At 71.7% G+C, this 22,130-nt stretch carries 19 protein-coding genes; 7 read left to right on the top strand and 12 right to left on the bottom strand.

The window, feature by feature from the left end; genetic code table 11:
• Positions 1-88 precede the first annotated feature (88 nt).
• Both ACYVF3_RS21825 and ACYVF3_RS21820 read left to right on the top strand, forming a co-directional pair.
• Positions 89-1,243 carry an acyl-CoA dehydrogenase gene (locus ACYVF3_RS21825; protein ID WP_461156099.1) on the top strand — a complete coding sequence of 385 codons (1,155 nt, stop codon included), beginning with the start codon at positions 89-91 and terminating at the stop codon, positions 1,241-1,243.
• 245 nt (positions 1,244-1,488) lie between these two features.
• Positions 1,489-1,938: a DoxX family protein gene (locus tag ACYVF3_RS21820; RefSeq protein ID WP_461156098.1), complete on the top strand. Its 450-nt coding sequence runs from the start codon at positions 1,489-1,491 to the stop codon at positions 1,936-1,938.
• 9 nt (positions 1,939-1,947) lie between these two features.
• On the opposite strand, the gene ACYVF3_RS21815 is transcribed toward ACYVF3_RS21820, so the two are convergent.
• The gene (locus ACYVF3_RS21815) at positions 1,948-2,418 is read right to left on the bottom strand and encodes a YkvA family protein (protein WP_461156097.1); all 471 of its coding nucleotides are present in this window, start codon (positions 2,416-2,418) and stop codon (positions 1,948-1,950) included.
• Positions 2,419-2,532: 114 nt separating this feature from the next.
• Here ACYVF3_RS21815 and murJ point away from each other — a divergent pair, with 114 nt between their 5' ends.
• Positions 2,533-4,158, top strand: coding sequence for a murein biosynthesis integral membrane protein MurJ (murJ, locus tag ACYVF3_RS21810; protein WP_461156096.1), 1,626 nt, complete (start codon positions 2,533-2,535; stop codon positions 4,156-4,158).
• On the opposite strand, the gene ACYVF3_RS21805 is transcribed toward murJ, so the two are convergent.
• The 7 genes from ACYVF3_RS21805 to fdh all read right to left on the bottom strand — a co-directional run bounded on the left by ACYVF3_RS21805 (position 4,159) and on the right by fdh (position 13,154).
• The gene (locus ACYVF3_RS21805) at positions 4,159-4,884 is read right to left on the bottom strand and encodes a type 1 glutamine amidotransferase (RefSeq protein WP_461156095.1); all 726 of its coding nucleotides are present in this window, start codon (positions 4,882-4,884) and stop codon (positions 4,159-4,161) included.
• Positions 4,881-6,278, bottom strand: coding sequence for a DUF1727 domain-containing protein (locus tag ACYVF3_RS21800; protein ID WP_461156094.1), 1,398 nt, complete (start codon positions 6,276-6,278; stop codon positions 4,881-4,883). The genes ACYVF3_RS21805 and ACYVF3_RS21800 overlap by 4 nt, the downstream gene beginning before the upstream one ends.
• Before the next feature lie 69 nt (positions 6,279-6,347).
• Positions 6,348-6,518: a hypothetical protein gene (locus tag ACYVF3_RS21795; protein WP_461156093.1), complete on the bottom strand. Its 171-nt coding sequence runs from the start codon at positions 6,516-6,518 to the stop codon at positions 6,348-6,350.
• Between the two features lie 571 nt (positions 6,519-7,089).
• Positions 7,090-7,704 (bottom strand): LysM peptidoglycan-binding domain-containing protein, encoded by a 615-nt coding sequence (locus ACYVF3_RS21790; protein ID WP_461156380.1) that lies wholly within the window; start codon positions 7,702-7,704, stop codon positions 7,090-7,092.
• 388 nt (positions 7,705-8,092) lie between these two features.
• A complete protein-coding gene (gene nrfD, locus ACYVF3_RS21785; protein WP_461156092.1) occupies positions 8,093-9,016 on the bottom strand; it encodes an NrfD/PsrC family molybdoenzyme membrane anchor subunit in 924 nt (307 codons plus the stop codon).
• On the bottom strand, positions 9,013-9,876 hold the full coding sequence (locus ACYVF3_RS21780; RefSeq protein WP_461156091.1) for a 4Fe-4S dicluster domain-containing protein: 864 nt from the start codon (positions 9,874-9,876) through the stop codon (positions 9,013-9,015). The genes nrfD and ACYVF3_RS21780 overlap by 4 nt, the downstream gene beginning before the upstream one ends.
• 2 nt (positions 9,877-9,878) lie before the next feature.
• Positions 9,879-13,154, bottom strand: coding sequence for a formate dehydrogenase (gene fdh, locus ACYVF3_RS21775; RefSeq protein ID WP_461156090.1), 3,276 nt, complete (start codon positions 13,152-13,154; stop codon positions 9,879-9,881).
• A 64-nt stretch (positions 13,155-13,218) separates the two neighbouring features.
• Between fdh and ACYVF3_RS21770 the strand changes: the two genes are divergently transcribed.
• Positions 13,219-13,419 carry a helix-turn-helix domain-containing protein gene (locus ACYVF3_RS21770; protein ID WP_461156089.1) on the top strand — a complete coding sequence of 67 codons (201 nt, stop codon included), beginning with the start codon at positions 13,219-13,221 and terminating at the stop codon, positions 13,417-13,419.
• On the opposite strand, the gene ACYVF3_RS21765 is transcribed toward ACYVF3_RS21770, so the two are convergent.
• From ACYVF3_RS21765 to ACYVF3_RS21750, 4 genes are all read right to left on the bottom strand, one after another.
• The gene (locus ACYVF3_RS21765; RefSeq protein WP_461156088.1) at positions 13,401-14,042 is read right to left on the bottom strand and encodes a pyridoxamine 5'-phosphate oxidase family protein; all 642 of its coding nucleotides are present in this window, start codon (positions 14,040-14,042) and stop codon (positions 13,401-13,403) included. The two genes, ACYVF3_RS21770 and ACYVF3_RS21765, sit on opposite strands and share 19 nt — an antisense overlap.
• A 130-nt stretch (positions 14,043-14,172) precedes the next feature.
• Positions 14,173-15,213, bottom strand: coding sequence for a PDR/VanB family oxidoreductase (locus ACYVF3_RS21760; RefSeq protein ID WP_461156087.1), 1,041 nt, complete (start codon positions 15,211-15,213; stop codon positions 14,173-14,175).
• The gene (locus ACYVF3_RS21755; protein WP_461156086.1) at positions 15,214-16,092 is read right to left on the bottom strand and encodes a metal-dependent hydrolase; all 879 of its coding nucleotides are present in this window, start codon (positions 16,090-16,092) and stop codon (positions 15,214-15,216) included.
• A gap of 8 nt (positions 16,093-16,100) precedes the next feature.
• Positions 16,101-17,855 (bottom strand): SDR family oxidoreductase, encoded by a 1,755-nt coding sequence (locus tag ACYVF3_RS21750; protein WP_461156085.1) that lies wholly within the window; start codon positions 17,853-17,855, stop codon positions 16,101-16,103.
• A gap of 197 nt (positions 17,856-18,052) precedes the next feature.
• Between ACYVF3_RS21750 and selA the strand changes: the two genes are divergently transcribed.
• From selA to ku, 3 genes are all read left to right on the top strand, one after another.
• The gene (gene selA, locus ACYVF3_RS21745; protein ID WP_461156084.1) at positions 18,053-19,336 is read left to right on the top strand and encodes an L-seryl-tRNA(Sec) selenium transferase; all 1,284 of its coding nucleotides are present in this window, start codon (positions 18,053-18,055) and stop codon (positions 19,334-19,336) included.
• 8 nt (positions 19,337-19,344) lie between these two features.
• Entirely contained in the window at positions 19,345-21,084 is a 1,740-nt protein-coding gene (gene selB / locus ACYVF3_RS21740) for a selenocysteine-specific translation elongation factor (protein ID WP_461156083.1), read from the top strand.
• Between the two features lie 75 nt (positions 21,085-21,159).
• A complete protein-coding gene (gene ku / locus ACYVF3_RS21735) occupies positions 21,160-22,098 on the top strand; it encodes a non-homologous end joining protein Ku (protein WP_461156082.1) in 939 nt (312 codons plus the stop codon).
• The last annotated feature ends 32 nt before the right edge of the window (positions 22,099-22,130 follow it).

The following is a 22,130-nucleotide window of genomic DNA, read 5'->3' as shown; positions in this document are numbered from 1 at the left end:
TGACGACATCAGGTCCGCCGCGTTACGCGGGCGGCATGCGACAAGACCCCCGCTCGCGGCTGTGCGACGGGACTAGGGAGGGACCCCGGTGGACCCGAACTTCGGCACCTACCAGCTCGCCGAGGAGCACGACGCGCTGCGCGAGGCGGTGCGCGCCCTCGCCGAGAAGGAGATCGCGCCCCACGCGACCGAGGTCGACGAGCAGGAGCGCTACCCGAAGGAAGCCCTCGACGCGCTGGTCAAGGCGGGCTTCGCCGCGACCCACATCCCCGAGGAGTACGGCGGCGAGGGCGCCGACTCGGTGGCCACCTGCATCGTCATCGAAGAGGTCGCCCGGGTCTGCGGCTCGTCCTCGCTGATCCCCGCCGTCAACAAGCTCGGCACGATGCCGATCATCCTGTCGGCCTCCGAAGACCTCAAGAAGCAGGTCCTTCCCTCGATCGCCTCCGGCGAGACCACCGCGTCCTACGCGCTGTCCGAGCGCGAGGCGGGCTCCGACGCCGCGGCGATGAAGACCCGCGCCGTCCGCGACGGCGACAACTGGGTGCTCAACGGCAGCAAGTGCTGGATCACCAACGGTGGCGTGTCGAAGTGGTACACGGTCATGGCCGTGACCGACGCGGAGAAGGGCGCCAACGGCATCAGCGCCTTCGCGGTGCACGCCGACGACCCGGGCTTCACCGTCGGCCCTAAGGAGAAGAAGCTCGGCATCAAGGGTTCGCCCACCGTCGAGCTGTACTTCGAGGACGCCACCATCCCGGCCGACCGGATCATCGGCGAGCCGGGCACCGGCTTCAAGACGGCGCTCAAGACCCTCGACCACACGCGGCCCACGATCGGCGCCCAGGCCGTCGGCATCGCGCAGGGGGCGCTGGACCAGGCGCTGGCCTACGTCAAGGAGCGCAAGCAGTTCGGCAAGTCCATCGCCGAGTTCCAGGGCGTGCAGTTCATGCTCGCCGACATGGCGATGAAGGTCGAGTCCGCGCGTCAGATGGTCTACGTGGCCGCGGCCCGCGCCGAGCGCGGTGAGCCCAACCTCGGCTTCATCTCGGCGGCGGCGAAGTGCTTCGCCTCGGACGTGGCCATGGAGGTCACCACCGACGCCGTCCAGCTCTTCGGCGGCGCCGGCTACACCCGCGACTTCCCGGTCGAGCGCATGATGCGCGACGCCAAGATCACGCAGATCTACGAGGGCACCAACCAGGTCCAGCGCATGGTGATGGCGCGCAACCTCCTCAAGTGAGGTCCTCCTAGTAGCTGTTCGTGAGTTGCGTTGCGTGGCGGTGCGGGTAGCGGTGCAGGCTGAGTCTCACACCTGAAACAGCGGCTCCGCCGCAATCCTCAACAGCTCCTAGCGCGAGTGCCCCGGTGGAACCGCCGTTCCGCCGGGGCACTTCCGCGTTCAGCGGAGCTGACGCGCTGAGCCCGAGATGACGGCCGAGTCGATCACGCCGACACTGGGAGGACCCGCACAGCACAGGAGTAGGCATGAACGCGCTTCGCAGCTCGTTCACCCTCATCGGCCGCGTCGGCGTGGGGATCGTCCTCATCGCGCACGGCTGGCAGAAGCTCGTGACCTGGGGAGTTCCGGCCACCGCGCAGAACTTCGGCGCGATGGGCGTGCCGCTGCCGCAGGTCGCCGCCTGGTACGCGACGCTCGTGGAGCTCATCGGCGGTGTGCTGCTGGTCCTCGGCATCGCGCTGCCGCTGGTCGGACTGGCGGTGGCGCTCGACATGGCCGGAGCGATCCTCTTCGTCCACCTGCCGCACGGCCTGTTCGCACCGGACGGGTTCGAACTGCCCCTGGCCATCGGCGCGGCCGCGCTCGCGATGGGGTTCAACGCCGGGAACTGGTCCCTCGACCACGCGATGTTCGGCCGGCGGGCGAAGCGCGAGTCGAAGTACGTCGCACCGTCGGCGGGCGATCCAGGGCGCTGAGGTCCGCCGCTACTCCCCCGGCTCGACCTCGCGCGGGCGCTCGCGGCCGGCGAGGTAGTTGCCCGACTCCGCGTAGAGGCTGCTCAGCAACCAGCTGGCGACTCCGATGTCGTCGCCGATGCCCAGCAGCGGCAGGAAGTCCGGGATGAAGTCGATCGGCGAGACGAGGTAGACCAGGGCGATGAGCCACAGCAAGGCCTGGTAGCGCGGGAGCTCGGGGTTCCGGCCGCGCGCGGTCGACCCGACCATCGACGGCACTGCCTTGACGCGGTCGAACGGGGATCCCGCCGCCCCCGCGCGATGCGCCCGGACCGCGGCCCGCACGGGCGACCGGCGCAGCCGGGCGACCAGCCCGGCGAGGCTGATCCCCGCCCCCGCGGCCATCAGGCCCACCGGCAGCAACCAGCCACCCGCGTCGCCGCCGAAGGCGATCGCCACCACCGCACCGGCGACCAGCAGGACGACACCGAACACGATCACGCGCGCACCCCTTTCACAGGCCTCTCGATCAGCGTGCCACGGAACCGGTTCACCCGGCGAGAGCGGGTGTTTCGTGGCACCTTCAGCATCGAACGAGCCGATGGGAGGGGCTACGTGGTCGATCAGGCCAAGACCGGTGTCCGAAGCCCCTCACTGGCCCGTGCGAGCGCGGCCATGGCCGTGGCCACCGCGACCAGCAGGATCAGCGGCCTGCTCGCCAAGGTCCTGCTCGTGGTGGTCCTCGGGCTGGGCATGGTCAACGACTCCTACACCGTGGCCAACACGCTGCCCACCGTCGTCAACGAGCTGCTGCTGGGCGGGGTGCTCACCAGCATCGCCGTTCCGCTGCTGGTGCGCGCGCAGCAGGAGGGGCCCGAGCACGGCCAGTCCTACGCGCAGTGGATGATCACCATGGGCGCGGTGCTTCTCGGCGTCGCCACCGCCGTCGCGGTGGCCGGCGCCGGACTGCTCACCGCTCTGTACCTGGGGCCCGACACCCGCGCCAACGCGGAGCTGACCACCGCGTTCGCCTACCTGCTGCTGCCAGGCATCGTCTGCTACGGCATGTCGGCACTGCTGCAGGCGATCCTCAACGTCCGCGGGCTGTTCGGCACTCCCGCGTGGGCCCCGGTGTGCAACAACCTCGTGGTGATCACCACCGTGATCGTCTACGCGCTGATGCCCGGCGAGATCTCCACCGACCCGGTGCGCATCGGCGAGCCGAAACTGCTGGTGCTCGGGCTCGGCACGCTGGCCGGGATCACCACCCAGTTGCTGGTGATGGTCGTGTCGTTGCGGCGCAGCGGGTTCCGCTACCGGTGGCGGTGGGGATGGGACCGGCGGCTCTCGGAGTTCGGCGGGCTGGCCGGCTGGGTGGTGCTCTACACGCTGATCAGCCAGGCCGGGATGGTCGTGATCACCCGCGTGACCGCGCAGGGCACCCCGGGCAGCGTGGCGACGTTCAACTACGCGTGGCTGCTGTCCCAGGTCCCCTACGGCGTGCTGGGCGTGTCGCTGCTGACGGCGCTGATGCCGCGGATCAGCCAGGCCGCGGCGTCCGGGAAGACCCGCGCGTTCGTCGACGACGTCGCCTGGGGCACGCGGATGACCGCGGTGCTGCTGATGCCGGTGAGCGCCCTGCTGGTGGTGGCGGGCGGCCCGCTCGCGGTCGCCTTCTTCTCGCTGGGTGCCAGCGACGTCGCCGCCGCCGGGCGACTCGGATGGGCGCTGGCCGCTGCGGCCGCGGGCGTCGTGCCGTTCGGGATCACCATGCTGCAGCTGCGCGCCTTCTACGCGATGCACGACGCGCGCACCCCGACCTGGATCAACGTGATCATGGTCGCCGTGCGCAGCGTGCTGTGCTACCTGGTGCTGGCCACCGTGGACCCGCAGGACGTGGTGCTCGGGGTGACCGCGGCGATGTCGGCGAGCTTCCTCCTGGGTGCCGTGGTCGGGCAGGTCTGGCTGCGCGCCCGCCTCGGCTCGCTGCGCACCGGGTCGACGGTGGTGGGCTGCCTCCGCGCGCTGCTGGCGAGCACCGCCGGGGCGCTGTGCTCGCTGGCGGTGCTCGCCGGGGTGCGCGCGCTGACCGGGCCGCTGAACCCGATGGTGGACGCGTGGCTGGCCCTGGTGCTGCACGGGATCGTCGTGCTGGCCGTCAGCCTCGGGGCGCTCGCGCTGCTACGGGCCCCCGAGCTGAAGCCGGCCCTGCAGAAGCTGGGCCGGCTCGCTCGTCGCTGACTACTTGCGGTTGCGCACGTGCACCCGGGTGCGCTCGGTGCGCAGCGCCTTGAGCTCCGGCGGGTCCGGGACCGGGGCCAGCGGTTCGCCCAGCGCCCACTCCAGCAGCAGGTCGGCCAGCTTCGGGTTCCGCGCCAGCACCGGGCCGTGCATGTAGGTGCAGACGACGTGCCCGGTCACCGCGCCCTCAGCCTCGTCGCGGCCGTTGCCGACGCCGCGCACGACCTTGCCCAGCGCGTGCGAACCGGGCCCGAGCGTCGTGCGCCCGAGGTGGTTCTCGAAACCGGTGAGCATGCCGACGCCGCCGAGCGTGGACTGGGTGGTGACCTCGCCGATCGCGCGCCCGCGCCCCGGCTCGGTCGTGGCGTCGACGAGACCGAGCCCTTCGTGGCGCCGGCCGTCGCCGGTGACGAAGCCCGTTCCCAGCACCTGCAGCCCGCCGCAGATCCCCAGCACAGGCACACCACGCTCCACCGCGCGGGCCAGCCCGGCACCCCGGCGCAGGAAGCGGACGGCGGCGACCTGCGCGACGTCCTCGCCGCCACCGATCAGGTACAGGTCGCAGTCATCGGGGACGGAGTCGTCGGAGGACAGGACGGTGACCAGCTCGCTGCCGATGCCGCGCCAGCGCAGCCGCTGGGAGAGCACGATCGCGTTGCCGCGGTCGCCGTAGGTGCCCAGCAGGTCGGGCAGGACGAGGGCGATGCGGACTCGTTCCCCGGTCATGTGCGGCTCCTGGTGAGCAGGTCACGGAAAGCGGTGTAGTTGGCGATGACGTCGGGCAGTCCGCTTTCGGTGCCACCGAGGGCGACCTCGACCGTGGAGGCGACGCTGGCCCGCACTCCGGCGTAGCGGAGGCGCACCGCGAGGTCCAGCGCGCGGTCGCCCGCGACCTGAACGGACCGACCGCGAAGCATCTCGAAGTCCACGTCCCACAACCACGAGACGTCGTACCCGTCGGCTTCGCGGCTGTTGACCACCAGGACCAGCGGTTCCTCGTTGGTGGAGACCAGGTCGAGCATCTCCAGCCAGCTGGCGGGGTTCTTGGCCAGCAACAGCCTGACCCGGCGTCCACCGAGCCGGACCGTGTCGTAGCGGCCGGCCGCTTGCGAGATGCGACGGACGCGTGCCAGCGCCGGGGCTTCCTCGCCGCCGAGCTGCAGCGCCGCGGCCAGCGCGAAGGTGGCGTTGACGCGGTTGACGTGGCCGGGCAGGGCGAGGGCGAGCTCGTGGTGGGTGCCCTCGGAGTCCAGGACGCCGGTGTCGGTGACCTTCCAGTCGGCGGGCGGCCGCGCGAGCCCGCACTGGCAGCGCCAGTCGCGGTCGACGTCGCCGATGAAGGCACCGCACTGCGGGCAGTTGAGCGCGTCGTCGCGCCAGCGCACGCCGCCGGAGATCCAGGTGACGTTCGGGTGGCCCGCGGCGGCGAACACGATGTTGGGGTCGTCGCGGTTGGCGATGACGTGCGCGCCCGGGGCCTGGGTGAGCGCTCCTTGAAGGCTGGCGGCCACGGTGCGCACCTCGCCCACGCGGTCGAGCTGGTCGCGGCTGAGGTTCAGCAGCAGGATGGCGGACGGCTCGAAGCGATCGGTGACCTGTGCCAGGTGCAGCTCGTCGACCTCCAGCGCGGCGAAGGGGGCGTCGAGCTGGGTCAGCAGCGCGGCGACGTGACCGTCGAGCATGTTCGCTCCGGTCGCGTTGCTGACCGCGGGTGCCTGCGCGCGCAGCGCCTCGGCGACCATCTGCGTGGTGGTGGTCTTGCCGTTCGTTCCGGTGACCATGACGACACGCCGACCGGTTGCCAGCTGCTGCAGGAGATCGGGCTGTAGCGTCAGCGCCAATCGGCCACCGATCATGCCACCGGAGCCGAGACCGAGACGCTGCGACAGCGACGCCGCCATCCGGCCGGCGTTGATGGCCATCGCGGTGCGCAGGCCCGTCCGACGGGCATCGGCGGGCTCGCTGACGGGCGCGGGAACGACCTTCCAGCGCTGGTCAGCGCCCTGGGTCTGGTCAGGCGGTCGTCGACGGCCGGAGCTCGGCCGCCGATCGGGCGACTGGCGCTGGGCCGGTGTCTGGTCGACCGTCGGCTCGTCGGTCTCCCGCGTGGTGTCGGACATGCGTCCCCTCCCCCCTCGGGCGGCCGTCGCACGCGGCACGCCGGGTCGGCTCAGGGCTGCGCGACACCGCTAATCGGCCGCACTCGTGCGCGTCGCCCTGCGCTTCCTGGCCAGTGTGGCCCGGCTCCGGCGAAACAGCGCGACGATCAAGAGCAGGAAACCGGCCGTGATGGCAGCGGGTCCGACCCAGCTGTCGAACCCGGAATCGGCTGCGGCGTCCAGCTGTAGTGCGATGAACATCGGGGGTCCCCTTTCCGAAGGTCGGGGGTCGGGGCACGCGGGGTGAGTGCGGTCACGTCAATGGTCCGCCGCAGCTGGCTAGGTCCGCTGCGCTGACATGCCGATACGTCCCGCGAACGAGCAGCAATCACTCGGGATGATGTCGCGAGGGCACGTTAGGTGATCGGCGGATGAGCTCCGGAGATCGGAGCAGATTTCGCATCTCGCGACATTTCGTTGCGGTTGTGCGGTTTTGAGGCCGAACGGCGGATCTTTCCACTTCGCACGCTCACCCGTTGGGGTCTATTGCGGCGATACGCTCGGCGATCAACGAACGTGCAATTACTCTCGGATTTGATCCCGACGGTGGCCGTCAAGATCCGAAGGGAGCCGGACGTGACCGAACTCGTGCTGATGCTGGGCTTCTTCGCCTTCGCCGGAATCGGCTGGACCGCATGGGACATCCGGAACGACCTGCGCCGCCGCAAGTTCAAGTGAGAGGCGCACCGCAGATCGCAGACGAGGGACCCCGCCGGAGAGAGGCAGGCGGGGTCCCTCGTTCATGCGCACCCTGGTCCGAAGACGGGGTGGGTCACTTGATGGCGAGCTGCTGACCCGGGAAGATCACGTTCGCGTCCTTGATGGCCGAACGGTTCTTGTCGAAGATCGACTCCCAGCTCACGCCGGCGGCCTGGGCGATCGAACCCAGCGTGTCACCGTTCTGGACGGTGTAGGTGCCCTCGACCTTGACGGTCTTCTTGACCGGGTTCTTCTTCTTGGTGGTGGACTTCTTCTCGGTGCTCTTCTTGCTGCTGTCCGAGTCGACGTCCTGGTGCTCGGCGCTGCCGCTCTTGCTCAGGCCGGCCTTCTTCGAGCACACCGGCCACGCCCCCGGGCCCTGCGCCTGGAGCACGCGCTCGGCCACGGCGATCTGCTGCGACTTGCTGGCCTGCGCGGCGTTCGAGCCGTAGTTGTCGCCGCCGTAGGCCGACCAGGTGGACTGGTTGAACTGCAGGCCGCCGTAGTAACCGTTGCCGGTGCTGATGCTCCAGTCGCCACCGCTCTCGCACTGCGCGACGGCGTCCCACGTGGACTCCGAGGCCGCGTTGGCCGGCAGGGTCATGGCGAACGGCGCGGCGACGGCAACGCCGGCGACGGCGACGCGGGCGAGGTTGCGACGGGTGGTGGACTTGCTGTGCTTGCCCATTGTCAGTCTTATCTCCAGCAACGCCTTCGTGCCGTCCAGGTTCCGGCGTCCCGCGCGGTCGGCCTCGGCCGTCCGCACCGGGTTCCCGGCCGGTCGTCACGTCCCTGCCCGCAATGCGTCTCGGGGTTTCGGAAAGCCCGCCGGGCAGGGTTCGGCGCTGCGGACTTCCGGTCTTGCTGTCGGCTCGGGGGCGCCGACGCCGGGCAACGCTACGTAGCTGAAAAGCGTGAACAAAACTCACAGCGAGTGGCACTCGTCATAGAAACGCAATCAAGATCGCAGCGATTGCGACGTTTCAGCTGGTCATTTCTTGATCAGAAATGCGTTATTCACCTGAAATCAAACCACGGAGTGTGAGACTTGAACCACTACTCACTCACGTGAGTGACTACCGGATGTCACCACCCGAACTCGATCTGTGCACTTCGCCACGGACTTCCGACCCTGGTTCGCCCACGCGTTCGCGCTGTGGCTCGACGACGTAGCGGGGGTCGCGAGCCGTTTCCCGACCGGCTTCGAACACGCCGTAGCGGGTGGCGACCGCGCCGAGGGTCAGGCAGGCCCCCGCCGCGACACCGGCCGCCCGGCTGCGCCCCGCAACCAGCGCCAGTCCCGCGCCCACCGCGGTGGACGCGCGCGCCACGCGCAGCACCGCACCCGCCCGCCCGGTGCGGTAGGCCTCCGCCGCCAAGCCCAAGCGGGACTCCATGCGCCTGCTCGCGGCCAGCTCCAACGCCGAACCCGCCACCGCCATCCGGCGGGCAGGGCGGGCTTGCGCAGGCGCCGCGACCAGCCCGACCGCCCCGGCGCTGGCGACCGCGCTCCCGGCGAACACGAACGGCAGCTCCCGGTAGGCCTCGTGCCAGCCCGGCACGGCGGTGTCGGCGAGCAGGACCGCGGTGTAGGTGGTCATGGCCGGTGCCAGCACGCCCGCCAGCATCCCGGCCGCCTTGCCCGGAACCGGCAGCAGTCCGGTGAGCTCGCTGGCGGCGGCCGCACCGGCCAGGCCCGAGAAGGGCGCGAGGATCCAGGACCCCACGCTGAGCGGTGAGGTCGGTTTGAACACCCGCAGCATGTGCAGGAACCGCGCCGGGCGCCCCAGGTCGTGCACCAGGGCTCCGACGCTCGCGGTGGCGCCCACCGCCGCTGCCACCCGACCCGCCCGCGCCAGCTGCCTGCGACCGGTGACATCGGCCAGCAGCGCCATCGTCGAGGACGCACCGGCCATGCCGCCGAGGTAGAGGTAGGCCGGGACGTCCGGAACCTTCCACACCGGCTCCTTGAGCACCGGCAGGCCGTAGTAGGAGCTCACCCGCGCCTCCCGAGGAAGGATCCGGCGATCAGCGCCGCCGCGGTGAGCGCGCCGGCGGCCGCGTGCCGCCACATCGAGGGCAGGTCGCGGGTCGTGACGACCGGGTCCGGCGGCAGCCCGTAGACCTCGGGGTCGTCGAGCAGCAGGAAGAACGCCCCGTCGCCGCCGACACCATCGCTCGGGTCGTGGCCGTAGAGGCGCGCGCTGGTCACGCCCTGCTCGTGCAGCTCGTCGACGCGCATCGCGGCGCGCTCCCGCAGCTCGTCGAGGGGGCCGTACTGGATGGACTCCGTGGGGCAGGCCGTGGCGCAGGCGGGCATGAGCCCGGCGCCCAAGCGGTCCTGGCACATCGTGCACTTGGCCGCGCCGCCGGTGTCGGGACGCATGTCGATGACGCCGTAGGGGCAGGCAGGCACGCAGTAGCCGCAGCCGTTGCACACGTCGTCCTGCACCAGCACGGTGCCGTGCTCGGTGCGGATCAGCGCGCCGGTCGGGCACACGTCGAGGCAGGCGGCGTGCGTGCAGTGCTTGCAGACGTCGGAGGACATCAGCCAGCGCACCTGCTGCTCGTCGGGAGCGCCGAAGGCGGGCATGCCGAGTTCCTCGGGCGTTCCGCTCTGCTCGACGAAGGCGACGTGCCGCCAGGTGGTGCCGCTGAGCGCCTCGGTGTTGTCGTAGGACATGCCCGTGAGGTCCAGGCCGTCCTCGGGCAGGAGGTTCCACTGCTTGCAGGCGACCTCGCAGGCCTTGCAGCCGATGCACACGCTGGTGTCGGTGAAGAACCCCGCGCGGGGCTGCGGCGGGTATCCGGTCTCCCCCGCCGGGTCGTCCAACGGTCCCGACAGCCGGTTGACGCTCACGCTCAGTCTCCTCCCACTCTCGGGTCGTCCGCGTGCTCGGTGCCGGTGCGCTCGTCGATGCCCGCGCGGTCGCGGTACTCGGCGACCAGGCGGTGGAGCGCCGAGGCGCGCGGACGGCGTCCGGGCCGGACGTCGCAGGCCCCGGCCTTGGTCTCCATGATGTGCACGTTGGGGTCCAGCGCCACGCCGATCAGCTCGTTGGCGGCGTCGCCGGTGGTCAGCCCGTTGGGCCCCCAGTGCCAGGGGATGCCGATCTGGTGCAGCGTGCGGCCGCCGATCAGCAGCGGCCGCATCCGCTCGGTCACCATCACCCGGCCCTCGATGGCGCTGCGAGCGGTGACGACGGTGGCCCAGCCGCCGTGCTGGAGGCCTCGTTCGGCCGCCAACTCCGGGGAGACCTCGAGGAACATCGCGGGGGCGAGCTCGCTGAGGTGCCGCAGCCAGCGGCTCATGCCGCCGGCGGTGTGGTGCTCGGTGAGCCGGAACGTGGTGAACACGTACGGGAAGACGTCGCTGCCGGGTTCGTCGCCGCTGGGCTGGTAGCGGTTCTCCGGGCGCGAGTGGATCTGCCGCGCGGGGTTCCGCTGCTGGTGGGGGTGCAGGAGGTTGGCGACCGGGGATTCCTGCGGTTCGTAGTGCGCGGGGAAGGGGCCGTCGACGAGGCCGGCGGGCACGTAGAGCCAGCCTCGGCCGTCGCTCTGCATGATGAACGGGTCGGTGCCCGCGATTCCCTCGGGTCCGACGGCGCCGTCCTCCGGCTGGTAGTCGGGGCGCTTGGTCTTGTCGAAGTCGGGGACGTCGTGGCCGGTCCACTCGCCGCGCCCGGCGTCCCACCAGACGTAGGCCTTGCGCTCGCTCCACGGGTTGCCGTCGGGATCGGCGGAGGCGCGGTTGTAGAGGATGCGGCGGTTCGCGGGCCACGCCCAGCCCCACTTCCGCGCGACCCGGTCCTGCTGCTCGGCGGGAACGCGGCGGGCGGACTGGTTGACGCCGTCGGCGGTGACGCCGCAGTAGATCCAGCAGCCGCAGCGGGTGGATCCGTCGGAGCGCAGCTGCGGGTAGGCCGACAGCGGCCGACCGTCGCCGTCGTAGCCGTTGATCTCGGCGAGCACGGCTTCCGCGCTCGGTTCGGCGATCTCGCCGTGCGTCGGGTAGTCCCAGGTCAGCTCCAGCACCGCGCGGTCGCGTTCGGTCTCGCCGGTGAGCTTGTCCCGGATGCGGCGGCCCAGGTGGTAGTAGAACCACAGGTCGCTGCGCTGGTCGCCGGTCGGTTCGACGGCCTTGTGGTGCCACTGCAGGAGGCGCTGGGTGTTGGTGAACGAACCGTCCTTCTCGGTGTGCGTGGCGGCGGGCAGGAAGAACACCTCGGTGCCGAGGTCGGCGGTGCGCATCTCGCCGGTCTCGATCTCGGGACCGTCCTTCCAGAAGGTGGCGGTCTCGATCATGTGCAGGTCGCGCACGACCAGCCAGTCCAGCGCGGCAAGGCCCATGCGCTGCTGGCGGGCGTTGGCGGTGCCCACGGCCGGGTTCTCGCCGATGACGAAGTAGCCCTTGCACTTGCCCTCGATCTGGTCGAGCACCGTCTGGAAGGTGCCGTGGTCGCCGGTGAGCCGGGGCAGCCGGTCGAAGCAGAAGTCGTTGTCGGCGGTGGCGTGCTCGCCCCACCAGGACTTGAGCAGGCTGACCAGGTAGGAGCGGATGTTGGCCCAGTAGCCGCAGGCCAGCTCGTCGTCGGCGACGAAGGACTCCAGGTCGGTGTCGGTGTGCGCGTGCGGCATCGGGATGTAGCCGGGCAGCAGGTTGAACAGGGTCGGGATGTCGGTGGAGCCCTGGATGCTGGCGTGCCCGCGCAGCGCGAGGATGCCTCCGCCGGGCCGGCCGATGTTGCCCAGCAGCAGCTGCAGGATCGAGGCGGCGCGGATGTACTGCACGCCGACGGTGTGGTGGGTCCAGCCCACGGCGTAGGCGATGGCCGAGGTGCGGTCACGTCCGGAGTGGGTGACGAGCTGGTCGGCGACCCAGGCGAAGTCCTCCTGGGAGATGCCGCAGATCTCCTCCACCACGTCCGGGGTGTAACGCGCGTAGTGGCGCTTGAGCAGCTGGAACACGCAGCGCGGGTGCTGCAGCGTCGGGTCGGAGTCGGGGTGCCCGTGGTAGACGGGACCCCCGGATCCGCTGCGCTCGGGACGGCTGCTGGCGCGTTCCCGGCCGTGCCGGGTGCTCGGCGCCTCCTCGGTCCCGTGGCCGCCAACGGCGGGTCCGGCCTGGCTTCCCCAATACTGCCAGGTCGTGACGTCGTAGCTGCCGGCTTCGGGGTCGAAGCCGGAGAACAGGCCGTCGAGATCCTCGGTGTCGGCGAACTCCTCACCGACGATCATGGCCGCGTTGGTGTAGGCGACCACGTAGTCGTGGAAGTGCGCGTCGCGGCTGAGCACGTGGTTGATCAGCCCGCCGAGGAACGCGATGTCGCTCCCGGCCCGCAGCGCGAGGTGCTTGTGCGCCACCGCCGACGTGCGGGTGTAGCGCGGGTCGACGTGGATGATCGTGGCGCCGCGCTTCTTGGCCTCCATGACCCACTGGAACCCGACCGGGTGGGCTTCGGCCATGTTGGAGCCCTGGATGAGGATGCAGTCCGATTCGGCGAGGTCCTGCTGGAAGGTGGTGGCGCCGCCACGCCCGAAGGAGGTGCCCAGACCGGGCACCGTGGAGGAGTGTCAAATGCGCGCCTGGTTCTCCACCTGGAGCGCGCCCAGGGCGGTGTAGAGCTTCTTCATGAGGTAGTTCTCCTCGTTGTCGAGGGTCGCTCCTCCGAGGCTCGCGATGCCCATGGTGCGCCGCAGCGGTCTGCCTTGGTCGTCGGTGTCCTCCCAGGTGGCGTCGCGGGTGGCCAGCACCCGGTCGGCGATCATGTCCAGCGCGACGTCGAGGTCGAGGTCCTCCCACTCGCTGCCGTGCGGACGGCGGTAGCGGACCTTGGTCTCGCGCAGCGGTGAGGTGACCAGCTCTCGGCTGGCCGAGCCCTTGGGGCACAGGCGCCCCCGGCTGATCGGCGATTCCGGGTCGCCCTCGATCTGGGTGATGCGGCCATCGGAGGTGAAGATCCGCTGGCCGCATCCCACGGCGCAGTACGGGCACACCGAGCGCGTGACGCCGTCGGCGTCGCTGGTGCGGGCCCTCAGCTCGTCGGTGCGCCGGGACCGCGACGCCGGGCCCCTGCCCAGCCGGTCGGGCCCGGTGAGCTGCCGCAACACCGGCCAGTTCAGCCACGTGGCCGCCATGTCCCGGAGGCTACCCACGTTCACGATCTCCCACACCTCGCGTCACGGGTGCAGGGCGAGTCCCTTGCGGACCTTGGTCCGGCTCGGAGCGGTCACCGCCGCTCCCCCAGGATGGGTCGCGGAGTCCGGGCGGACTCCGGCCGAGGCTGCCGCGGAGGCCGGATTCGCCGATCAGAGCCACCTGACCAGGTGGTTCCGCCGGTACTACGCGATCACCCCGGCCCGCTTCCGCGATGCCGCGCTAGGTCAGTCCGCGGGGTCGTAGAGCAGGGCCTCGTAGCGCTCGGCGGAGTAGTAGCGCTCCAGCTCGGCCATCGAGTCGTGCGGGCGTTCGAGGCTCTTGGCGATGTGCGCGCGGGACGGGACGGCCTCGGGGTCCCAGGTGTTGGGGTCCCAGAGCCGGGAGCGCAGGAACGCCTTGGAGCAGTGGTGGAAGACCTGCTCGATCTCCACGAGGAGCGCGACGCCGGGCCGGTGGCCCTTCACGACCATCCGCTCGAAGAACGGGGCGTCGCGCAGCAGCCTCGCGCGACCGTTGATCCGCAGCGTGTCGCCGCGTCCCGGCAGGAAGTAGATGAGGCCCACGTGCGGGTTGGCCAGCACGTTGCGGAAGCCGTCGACGCGGCGGTTGCCGGGCCGTTCCGGTACGGCGATGGTGCGCTCGTCGAGGACGAGCGTGAACCCGGCCGGGTCGCCCTTCGGTGAGACGTCGCACCGGCCCTCGGCGTCGGAGGTCGCGACCAGGCAGAACGGTGACGCGGCCAGCCATTCGCGGTCCAGCGGGTGCAGCGAGTCGCGTTCCTTGTCCAGGACGCGTTGCAGCGGTGCGCCGACGGCCTCCTCCAACTCCTCGGTCGAGGTGATCTCCGTCAGCCCGTCGCGTTGCACGGTTCCTCCCCAGCTCGCCTGCGACCGAGGCTACGGGGCCACCCGGTCGCCAGGAAGCGTTTTTTCGCGGGGTCGCCCGGTCCCGCATCCGGACGACCCCGCTCCCCTCCGGTCCCCCGACCGGGGTCCTTCACAGGTCGACGGCGATGTGCCCCCGTCCTCGGTCCACGCAGAGCGCCACGTCGTCGCCGCGCGCCCGGCCGCGCCTGCGCACCTCGCCGGACAGCAGCGGGACGTGGCAGGTGCCGCAGAAGCCCTGCCGGCACGAGTAGGCGACCTCCGGCACCACCTCGCCGATCGCGTCCAGCGCGGTGCGGTCGGCGGGCACCTCGACCGTGCGCCCGCTGCGCGCCAGCTCCACGCTGAAGGCCCGGCCGTCGATGATCGGGGGCGCCGAGAACCGTTCCCAGTGCAGGCCTTTCGCTGTGCTGCCGGGAAGGTCCAGGCGCAGCGAGGTGATCATCGGCACCGGGCCGCAGGCGTAGACCGCGGCGCCCAGCGGGGCGTGGGCGAGCAGTTCGCCCCCGGCGGCGGGAACGCCGAACTCCGTGTCGGGACGGATCCACACGCGGTCCGCCGGCAGGTCGCCGATCTCGCCGAGGAACGGCATCGACGCGCGCGACCGCCCGGTGTAGACCAGCCGCCAGTCGGCGCCTCGGGTCCTGGCGGCGCGCACCATCGGCAGGATCGGGGTGATCCCGATACCGCCCGCGACGAAGAGGTAGGAGCGTCCGCGCACGAACGGGAACGCGTTGCGCGGACCGCGCACCACGATCCGGTCGCCCTCGGAGAGCTCGTCGTGGATCTCGCGTGATCCGCCCGCGCCGTCGGCCAAGCGCCGCACCGCGATCCGGTAGTGGCGCCTCTCCCCCGGCGGCCCGCACAGCGAGTACTGCCGCGTGCGACCGGAGGGCAGCAGCACGTCCAGGTGCGCGCCGGGTTGCCAGGCGGGCAGCGGTCCGCCGCCGGGCCTGCTCAGCCGGAGGCTGCGCACGCCGTCGGCTTCGATCCGGATCTCGGAGATCACCAGCGGCAGGTCGTGGTCCACCGGTCGGGGGGCACCGGCGTTGCGACGGCTGTTGCGGTGCAGCCACTCCACGCCGCCGAGCACCCGGTCCAGCACGCGCATCAGCCGGTTGGGGCCGGTGGGTTCCGGTCGGAGCTCGGTCATCTAGTGGCCCGCCGCCAGCGCCGCGGGCGAGCCGGCCAGGTAGTCCACCGCCTGCGCGGTCGAACCGTGCTGCGACGGGTGGTAGCCGGGCCGGAAGAACGCCGGGATGGAGCCGAACAGCTGCCGGTAGCTCGGGGTGAGGCCGAGGCGTCCGGTGCGGATCAGGTCCCGCCAGCGGGGCTTGCGCCTGCCGCGCAGCACCGGGTCGTGCGCCATCAGGAAGCGCAGTCCCCGCACCCACAGGACCGTGAGCACGATCGTCGCGAGCGCCATCGACTGCAGCCGCAGCAGGTATCCGCCGTGGACGTGCTGGTAGACCTCGAAGGCGACCGCGCGGTGCTCGACCTCCTCGGCGCCGTGCCAGCGCAGCAGGTCCAGCATCGTGGCGTCCGCACCGGCCAGGTCCAGTTCCTCGGCGTCGAGCACCCATTGGCCGAGGAACGCGGTGAAGTGCTCGATCGCGGCGATCAGGGCCAGCCGCTGCACCAGCCAGGCCTCGGCGCGCTTGCCGCGCAGCGGCCGGTCACCCAGGCTCTTGCGGAACATCCACCGGACCTGCGCCACGTACGGCCGGGTGTCCAGGCCGTGGGCGTCGAAGTGGTCGATCACGCCCTGGTGCGATTCGGCGTGGATGGCTTCCTGGCCGACGAAACCGCGCACGTCCTCGGTCAGGCGCTCGTCGGTGATCATCGGCAGCGCCTGCTTGAACACCTCGACGAACCACCGCTCGCCTTCCGGCAGCACCAGGTGCAGGAAGTTCACCCAGTGCGTGGCGAACGGCTCGCCGGGTATCCAGTGCATCGGCAGCTGGGACCAGTCGAACTCCACGTCTCGGGCGTGCAGCGCGACGCGATCCGGGTCACCGGGGTCCAGGTCCATGCCACCTCCTACTTGGGCATGTGGTCGGCTCGGGCTGCAGCCCGCAGCAGTCGCGGGGTGAGCCGCGAGAGCACCAGTCCCGCGCGGGCTTCCGGGGTCACCGGGGCGATGGCGGGCGCACGTCTGGTGGCGCGGAGGATCTCGTCGGCGGCGCGTTGCGGGCTGAAGTCGCGGCGCTGGTAGAGCTCGGTGGCCGCTCGGCGGCGCTTGGCCTGCTCGGCCTCGTCGGTGCCCGCGAAGCGGCTGCTGGTGGTGATCCCGGTGTTGACGAGGCCGGGGCAGACCGCGGTGACCTTGACGCCGTCGGCGGCCAACTCGACGCGCAGGCACTCGCTCAACCGCAGCACCGCGGCCTTGGTGGTGCTGTAGGCGGGCAGCACCCGGGAGGGCAGGTAGGCGGCGGCGGAGGCCACGTTGATGATCCGCCCGCCCTCGCCGCGTTCGGCCATCTGCCGCGCGAACAACCGGCAGCCGTGGATGACGCCCCACAGGTTGACGTCGATGACGTCCTCCCACTCGGCCACCGTGGTGTCCAGGAACGCCCCTGCCAGTCCGATTCCGGCGTTGTTGATCACCACGTCCGGCGTGCCCAGCTCGGTGCTCACGCGCTGGGCGAACTCGGCCATCGCGGCCTGGTCGGACACGTCGACCTCGTGGGTGGTGGCGGCCTCGCCGAGCAGTTCACCGGTCTCCCGCAGGGCTTTCGGGTCGACGTCGGCGGCCACGACGTGCGCACCTGCGGCGACGAAGGCCTGAGCCGTGGCACGTCCGATGCCGTTGCCCGCGCCGGTGATGACCACCAGCTGGTCGGCGAACTCGCCTCGTCCGGGCAGCACGCGGGCGCTGCGCAGACCACGGGTCTGCTCGCCGCCCTCGACGTGGTCGACGAGCTCGGCGGCGCACCGGGCGACGAGTTCCGGACGGCTGCGGGGAAGCCAGTGGCCACCGGGGAGTCGCCGCACGCGCAGGTCCGAGGCCAGCGCCTCGATCTCGGTCTGCAGTGGGGTCGACACGAACGGATCGCCGGTGGGGGCCAGCACCTGCACCGGGATCCGGGTGTGCCGCTGGACCGGGTCGCCGAGCCGGCCGGCGTTGGCGCGGTAGAGCTCCAGGCCGTTGATGCCGTCGGAGGTGACCGGGCGGGTCGGTGTCCCGGCGGCCTTGGGGTCCAGGCGCTCCAGGGTCGAGATGAGCTTGGACATGATCCCGCTGCGCCAGGCCAGTTCCGGCAGGGCGGGGAGCTGGAAGAACGCGATGTAGGCGGAGAAGGCCAGCTGGGCGGCCAGTTCCCGCAGATCCCTCGGGTTGGGGCGCAGTTTCGACCGCAGCCATTGCCCGTAGTGGTCCAGGCCCGGGCCCGAGATCGAGGTGTAGGAGGCGATGCGCGACGCGGCGCCCGGTTCGGTCACCGCGTGCCAGGACTGCACCGAGCCCCAGTCGTGCGCCAGCAGGTGCACCGGGCGGTCCGGGCTGACGGCGTCGATGACGCGGAACAGGTCGTCGGCGAGCTGGTCGACGCGGTAGCCCTCGGTGGTCGCCGGGCGGTCCGAGTCACCGGCCCCGCGCACGTCGTAGGTGACCACCCGGTACCGGTGGGACAGCGCGTCGACGACACCGTCCCAGACGGTGTGGTCGTCGGGGTATCCGTGGACGGCGAGCACGGTCGGCGCGTCCTCGGGTCCGCGCACCTGCACGGCCAATCGCAGCCGGTCACCGGTTTCGAGCAATCCACCGGTACTGCCCTGCCACGGTGCGCGAGTCATGCGCGAAAGCCTAACCACGTTGTCAACGGCCGTTGTCACGGTTCACCCTCTCGCACTCCAGGATCCCTCGAACCAGGCCGCGGAGCCCGAATTTCACCCGGATTTCCGATCCTCGGACCGCGTCCGCACCACACGAGACACCCCGGCGGCAGCGCCGACGACGAGCGGGCGGCCAGGTGCGTTCCTATGGTGGGCACATGGCTGATCACCGCCGCGACGTCCCGGGCACCGACCGGGTGCTCGCCGAGCCGGACGTGGCCGCCGCCGTCGAACGACTGGGCCACGACCTCGTCGTGCGGACCGTCCGGGAGGTCGCCCAGCGCGCCCGCGACGGACTGCTCGCACCGGAGCGCGTGGTTCCGGAAACGATTGCGACGCTGCCGGGTTCGGCATCGGCGCTGCGTCCCGTGGTCAACGCGACCGGCGTCCTGCTGCACACCAACCTCGGGCGCGCCCCGCTGTCGCAGGCCGCGCGGGAGGCGCTGCAGGTCGCGGCGGGAACCACCGACGTGGAGCTGGACCTCGACACCGGTGACCGCGGACCCCGCGGCGCGTCGACCGTCGAGGCCTTGCTGCGGGCCGTGCCCGGGGCCGAAGCCGCGCACGTGGTGAACAACGGCGCTGCCGCGCTCGCGCTGGCGGCCACGGCGCTGGCCGCAGGGCGGGAGATCGTCCTGGCGCGCGGCGAGATGGTGGAGATCGGCGACGGATTCCGCGTTCCCGAACTGCTCACCTCCACCGGGGCGCGGCTGCACGAGGTCGGCGCGACCAACCGCGCGCGCATCGACGACTACCTGCAGGCGCTGGGTCCCGACACCGGGTTCGTGCTCAAGATCCACCCGTCGAACTTCGTGATCAGCGGCTTCACCGCCGAGGTCCCGGTCTCGCAGCTGCGCGAGCTCGACGTCCCGGTGGTCGCCGACATCGGTTCAGGGCTGCTGCGGCCGAACCCGGCGCTGCCCGGCGAACCCGACGCGGCGAGCACCCTCGCCGACGGCGCGGACCTGGTCATCGCCAGCGGTGACAAGCTCCTCGGCGGACCGCAGTGCGGGCTGCTGCTGGGCCGCGAGCAGGTCGTGCGACGGCTGCGCCGCCACCCGCTGGCGCGGGCGCTGCGGGTGGACAAGCTGACGCTGGCCGCGCTGGAGGCCACCGTGCGCGGTCCGCGCCCGCCCGTGGTCGAGGCGTTGCACCGGACCGGGCTGGCCGAACGCGCTGCGGCGCTGGCCGATTCGCTCGCGGCGTCCGGGATCGCGGCCGAAGCGGTCGAATCCGGCGCCACCGTCGGCGGCGGCGGGGCTCCCGGGGCGGTGCTGCCGAGCGCGGCGGTGGCCCTGCCCGGGCGGTTCGCCAAGCAACTGCGTCTCGGCGATCCGCCGGTCGTCGCACGCCAGGAGCGCGGCAGGTGCCTGCTGGACCTCTTCGCCATCGAACCGGCCGACGACGAACTGCTGCGTCGCGCAGTGCTCGCCGCGCACTAGGAGGTCTCATGCGCGTGGTTGCCACGGCTGGCCACGTCGACCACGGCAAGTCCACGCTGATACGGCGGTTGACCGGGATGGAACCCGATCGCTGGGCCGAGGAGCGGCGCCGTGAGCTGACCATCGACCTCGGCTTCGCGTGGACGCAGCTCGCCGACGGGTGCGGGGTGGCCTTCGTCGACGTGCCCGGTCACGAGCGGTTCGTGCCGAACATGCTCGCCGGGGTCGGCCCGGTGCCCGCTGTGCTGTTCGTGGTGGCCGCCGACGAGGGCTGGATGCCGCAGTCGGCGGAGCACCTCGACGCGCTCGACGCGCTGGGCGTCTCCGAGGGGCTGCTGGTCGTCACCCGCAGCGATCTCGCCGATCCCGGCCCGGCGCTGGAGCAGGCGCGCCGGCGGCTGCGCGGCACGAGCCTGGCCGGCATCCCGTCGGTGCGGGTCAGCGGACGCAGCGGCGCCGGGATGGACGAGCTCGCCGCGGCGCTGGACGCGATGCTCCACCGCCTCCCTCCCCCGGATCCCGATGCCGATGTGCGGCTGTGGATCGACCGCGCCTTCGCCATCCGGGGCGCGGGGACGGTGGTGACCGGAACGCTGCAGGGCGGCGCGCTGCGCGTCGGCGACCACCTGCGCGTCACCCCGACCGGGCTGGACGCTCCGATCCGCGCGCTGCACGCGCTGGGCACCGCCGAGGAATCGATCACCGCTCCGGCTCGGGTGGCGGTCAACCTGCGCGGTGTCGATCTCGACCGCCTCCGGCGCGGCCACGCCCTGATCACGCCGGAGCGCTGGCTGACCACCGACGTGCTCGACGTGCGCGTCCGCCCGGCCGGTGACCTGCCGCGCGAGCTCGTCCTGCACATCGGTTCGGCCGCCGTGAACGCCCGTGTGCGGCCGCTGGGGTCCGACACGGCCCGGCTGACGCTCGCGCAGGATCTGCCGCTGCGGATCGGGGATCGCGCGCTGCTGCGCGACCCCGGCGGACACCGGGTGCGCGGCGGGGTCACCGTCCTGGACGTGCGCCCTCCCCCGCTGAACCGGCGGGGTGCGGGACGGCTGCGCGCCGCGGCCCTGTCCGAGCTGGACGGCACGCCGGACTGGGCCGGTGAGCTGCGCAGGCGCGGCCTCGTGCGCTCCGCCGAGCTGACCGCCATGGGCGCCGCGCCGCCCGCCGGTGGCCCGTGGCTGATGTCGGATCAGCGCCGGGCCGAACTCGCCGCGCGGCTGCACGAGGTCTACGCCGAGCACCGCAGCGCTCACCCCCTGGAGGACGGGATGCCGTCGGGCGCGGCCGTCCGGGCGCTGGGCCTCCCGGACTCCGCGCTGCTCGCCGACGTCGCCGCCGAAGCGGGCCTCCCGCTCGGGGGTGGCCGACTCGGCGACGCGGGAAGGTCCCTGCCCCGGCGCGTCGCCCACGCCGTGGAGGTGCTGCGCAGCGGGTTGCGGGAGCACCCGTTCCGCGCGCCCACAGCCGCTGAACTGGCCGAACTCGGCATCGGCGACCGGGAGCTCGCCGCCGCCGAACGCACCGGCGCTCTGCTGCGCCTGGGTCCGTCGCTGGTGCTGCTGCCCGATGCCGAGCACGCCGCGCTGCCGCACCTGGAGGAGCTGGACGAACCGTTCACGCTCAGCGAGGCCAAACGTGCGCTGGACACCTCGCGTCGCGTCGCGGTTCCCTTGTTGGAGCTGCTCGCGCGTCGCGGCCGCACCCGCAGGTTGCCGGACGGGACCCACCGCCTGGTGCGGTGAAGCCGTGCGATCACGCGCCCCCCACCTCATCGTGGGAGGTGCCGACGCCGGTGCCGGGCGATGGGAGGCGACGTCATGCCGCGCAAGATCTGGACGGGGTCGATCAACTTCGGCCTGGTGACCATCCCGGTCGGCCTCTACGCCGCGACCGAGGACCACACGATCTCGTTCCACCAGTACCAGCGCGGCACCACCGACCGGATCCGATACAAGCGGGTCAACGAGTCCACCGGCGACGAGGTCGGCTTCAACGACATCGTCAAGGGCCGCGAGTACGGCGACGGGATCATCACGGTCGAGCAGTCCGAGCTGGAGGAGATCGCGCCGGGCCGCTCCCGCACCATCGACATCAGCACCTTCGTGGACCTCGCCGAGATCGATCCGGTGCACTTCCAGAAGACCTACTGGCTGGCGCCCAACTCCAAGGAGCACTTCCGGCCGTACAACCTGCTGCGCCGCGCGATGGAGGAGACCGGCCAGGCGGGCATCGCGACGTTCGTGCTGCGGGGCAAGCAGTACCTCACGGCCGTGCGCGCCGACACCGACGTGCTGGCGCTCAACACGCTGTACTTCGCCGACGAGATCCGCGATCCGGCCGACCTGGTCGGCGACCAGCCCGAGCAGTCCAAGCCCTCGGACAAGGAGCTCCAGATGGCCACCACGATCATCGAGTCGATGAGCGGCGAGTGGCAGCCCGAGGAGTACTCCGACACCTACACCGAGCAGGTCGAGGAGCTGCTGGCCGAGAAGGCGCGCGGCGGCGAGGTGCAGGCGGCCGAGGCACCGCCGGAGGCCACCGACGTCATCGACCTCACCGAGGCGCTGCGCCGCAGCGTCGACGAAGCGCGCAAGGGCAGGGCGCCCGCGCCCACCGAGGACCTCTCGGAGCTGACCAAGTCCGAGCTCGAGGACCGCGCCAAGCAGCTGGGCATCAAGGGCCGGTCGAAGATGAAGCGGGCCGACCTGGAGCAGGCCGTGGCCGAGGCCGGCCAAGGGTCCCGCAAGGCGTCCTGACCGCGCACCACGCCCGTGGTGGACCTGCGCAT

The organism is Saccharopolyspora tripterygii, assembly GCF_054778355.1.
Note: the sequence above shows the minus strand (reverse complement) of the source record. Positions and strands in the feature narration are given on the sequence as shown.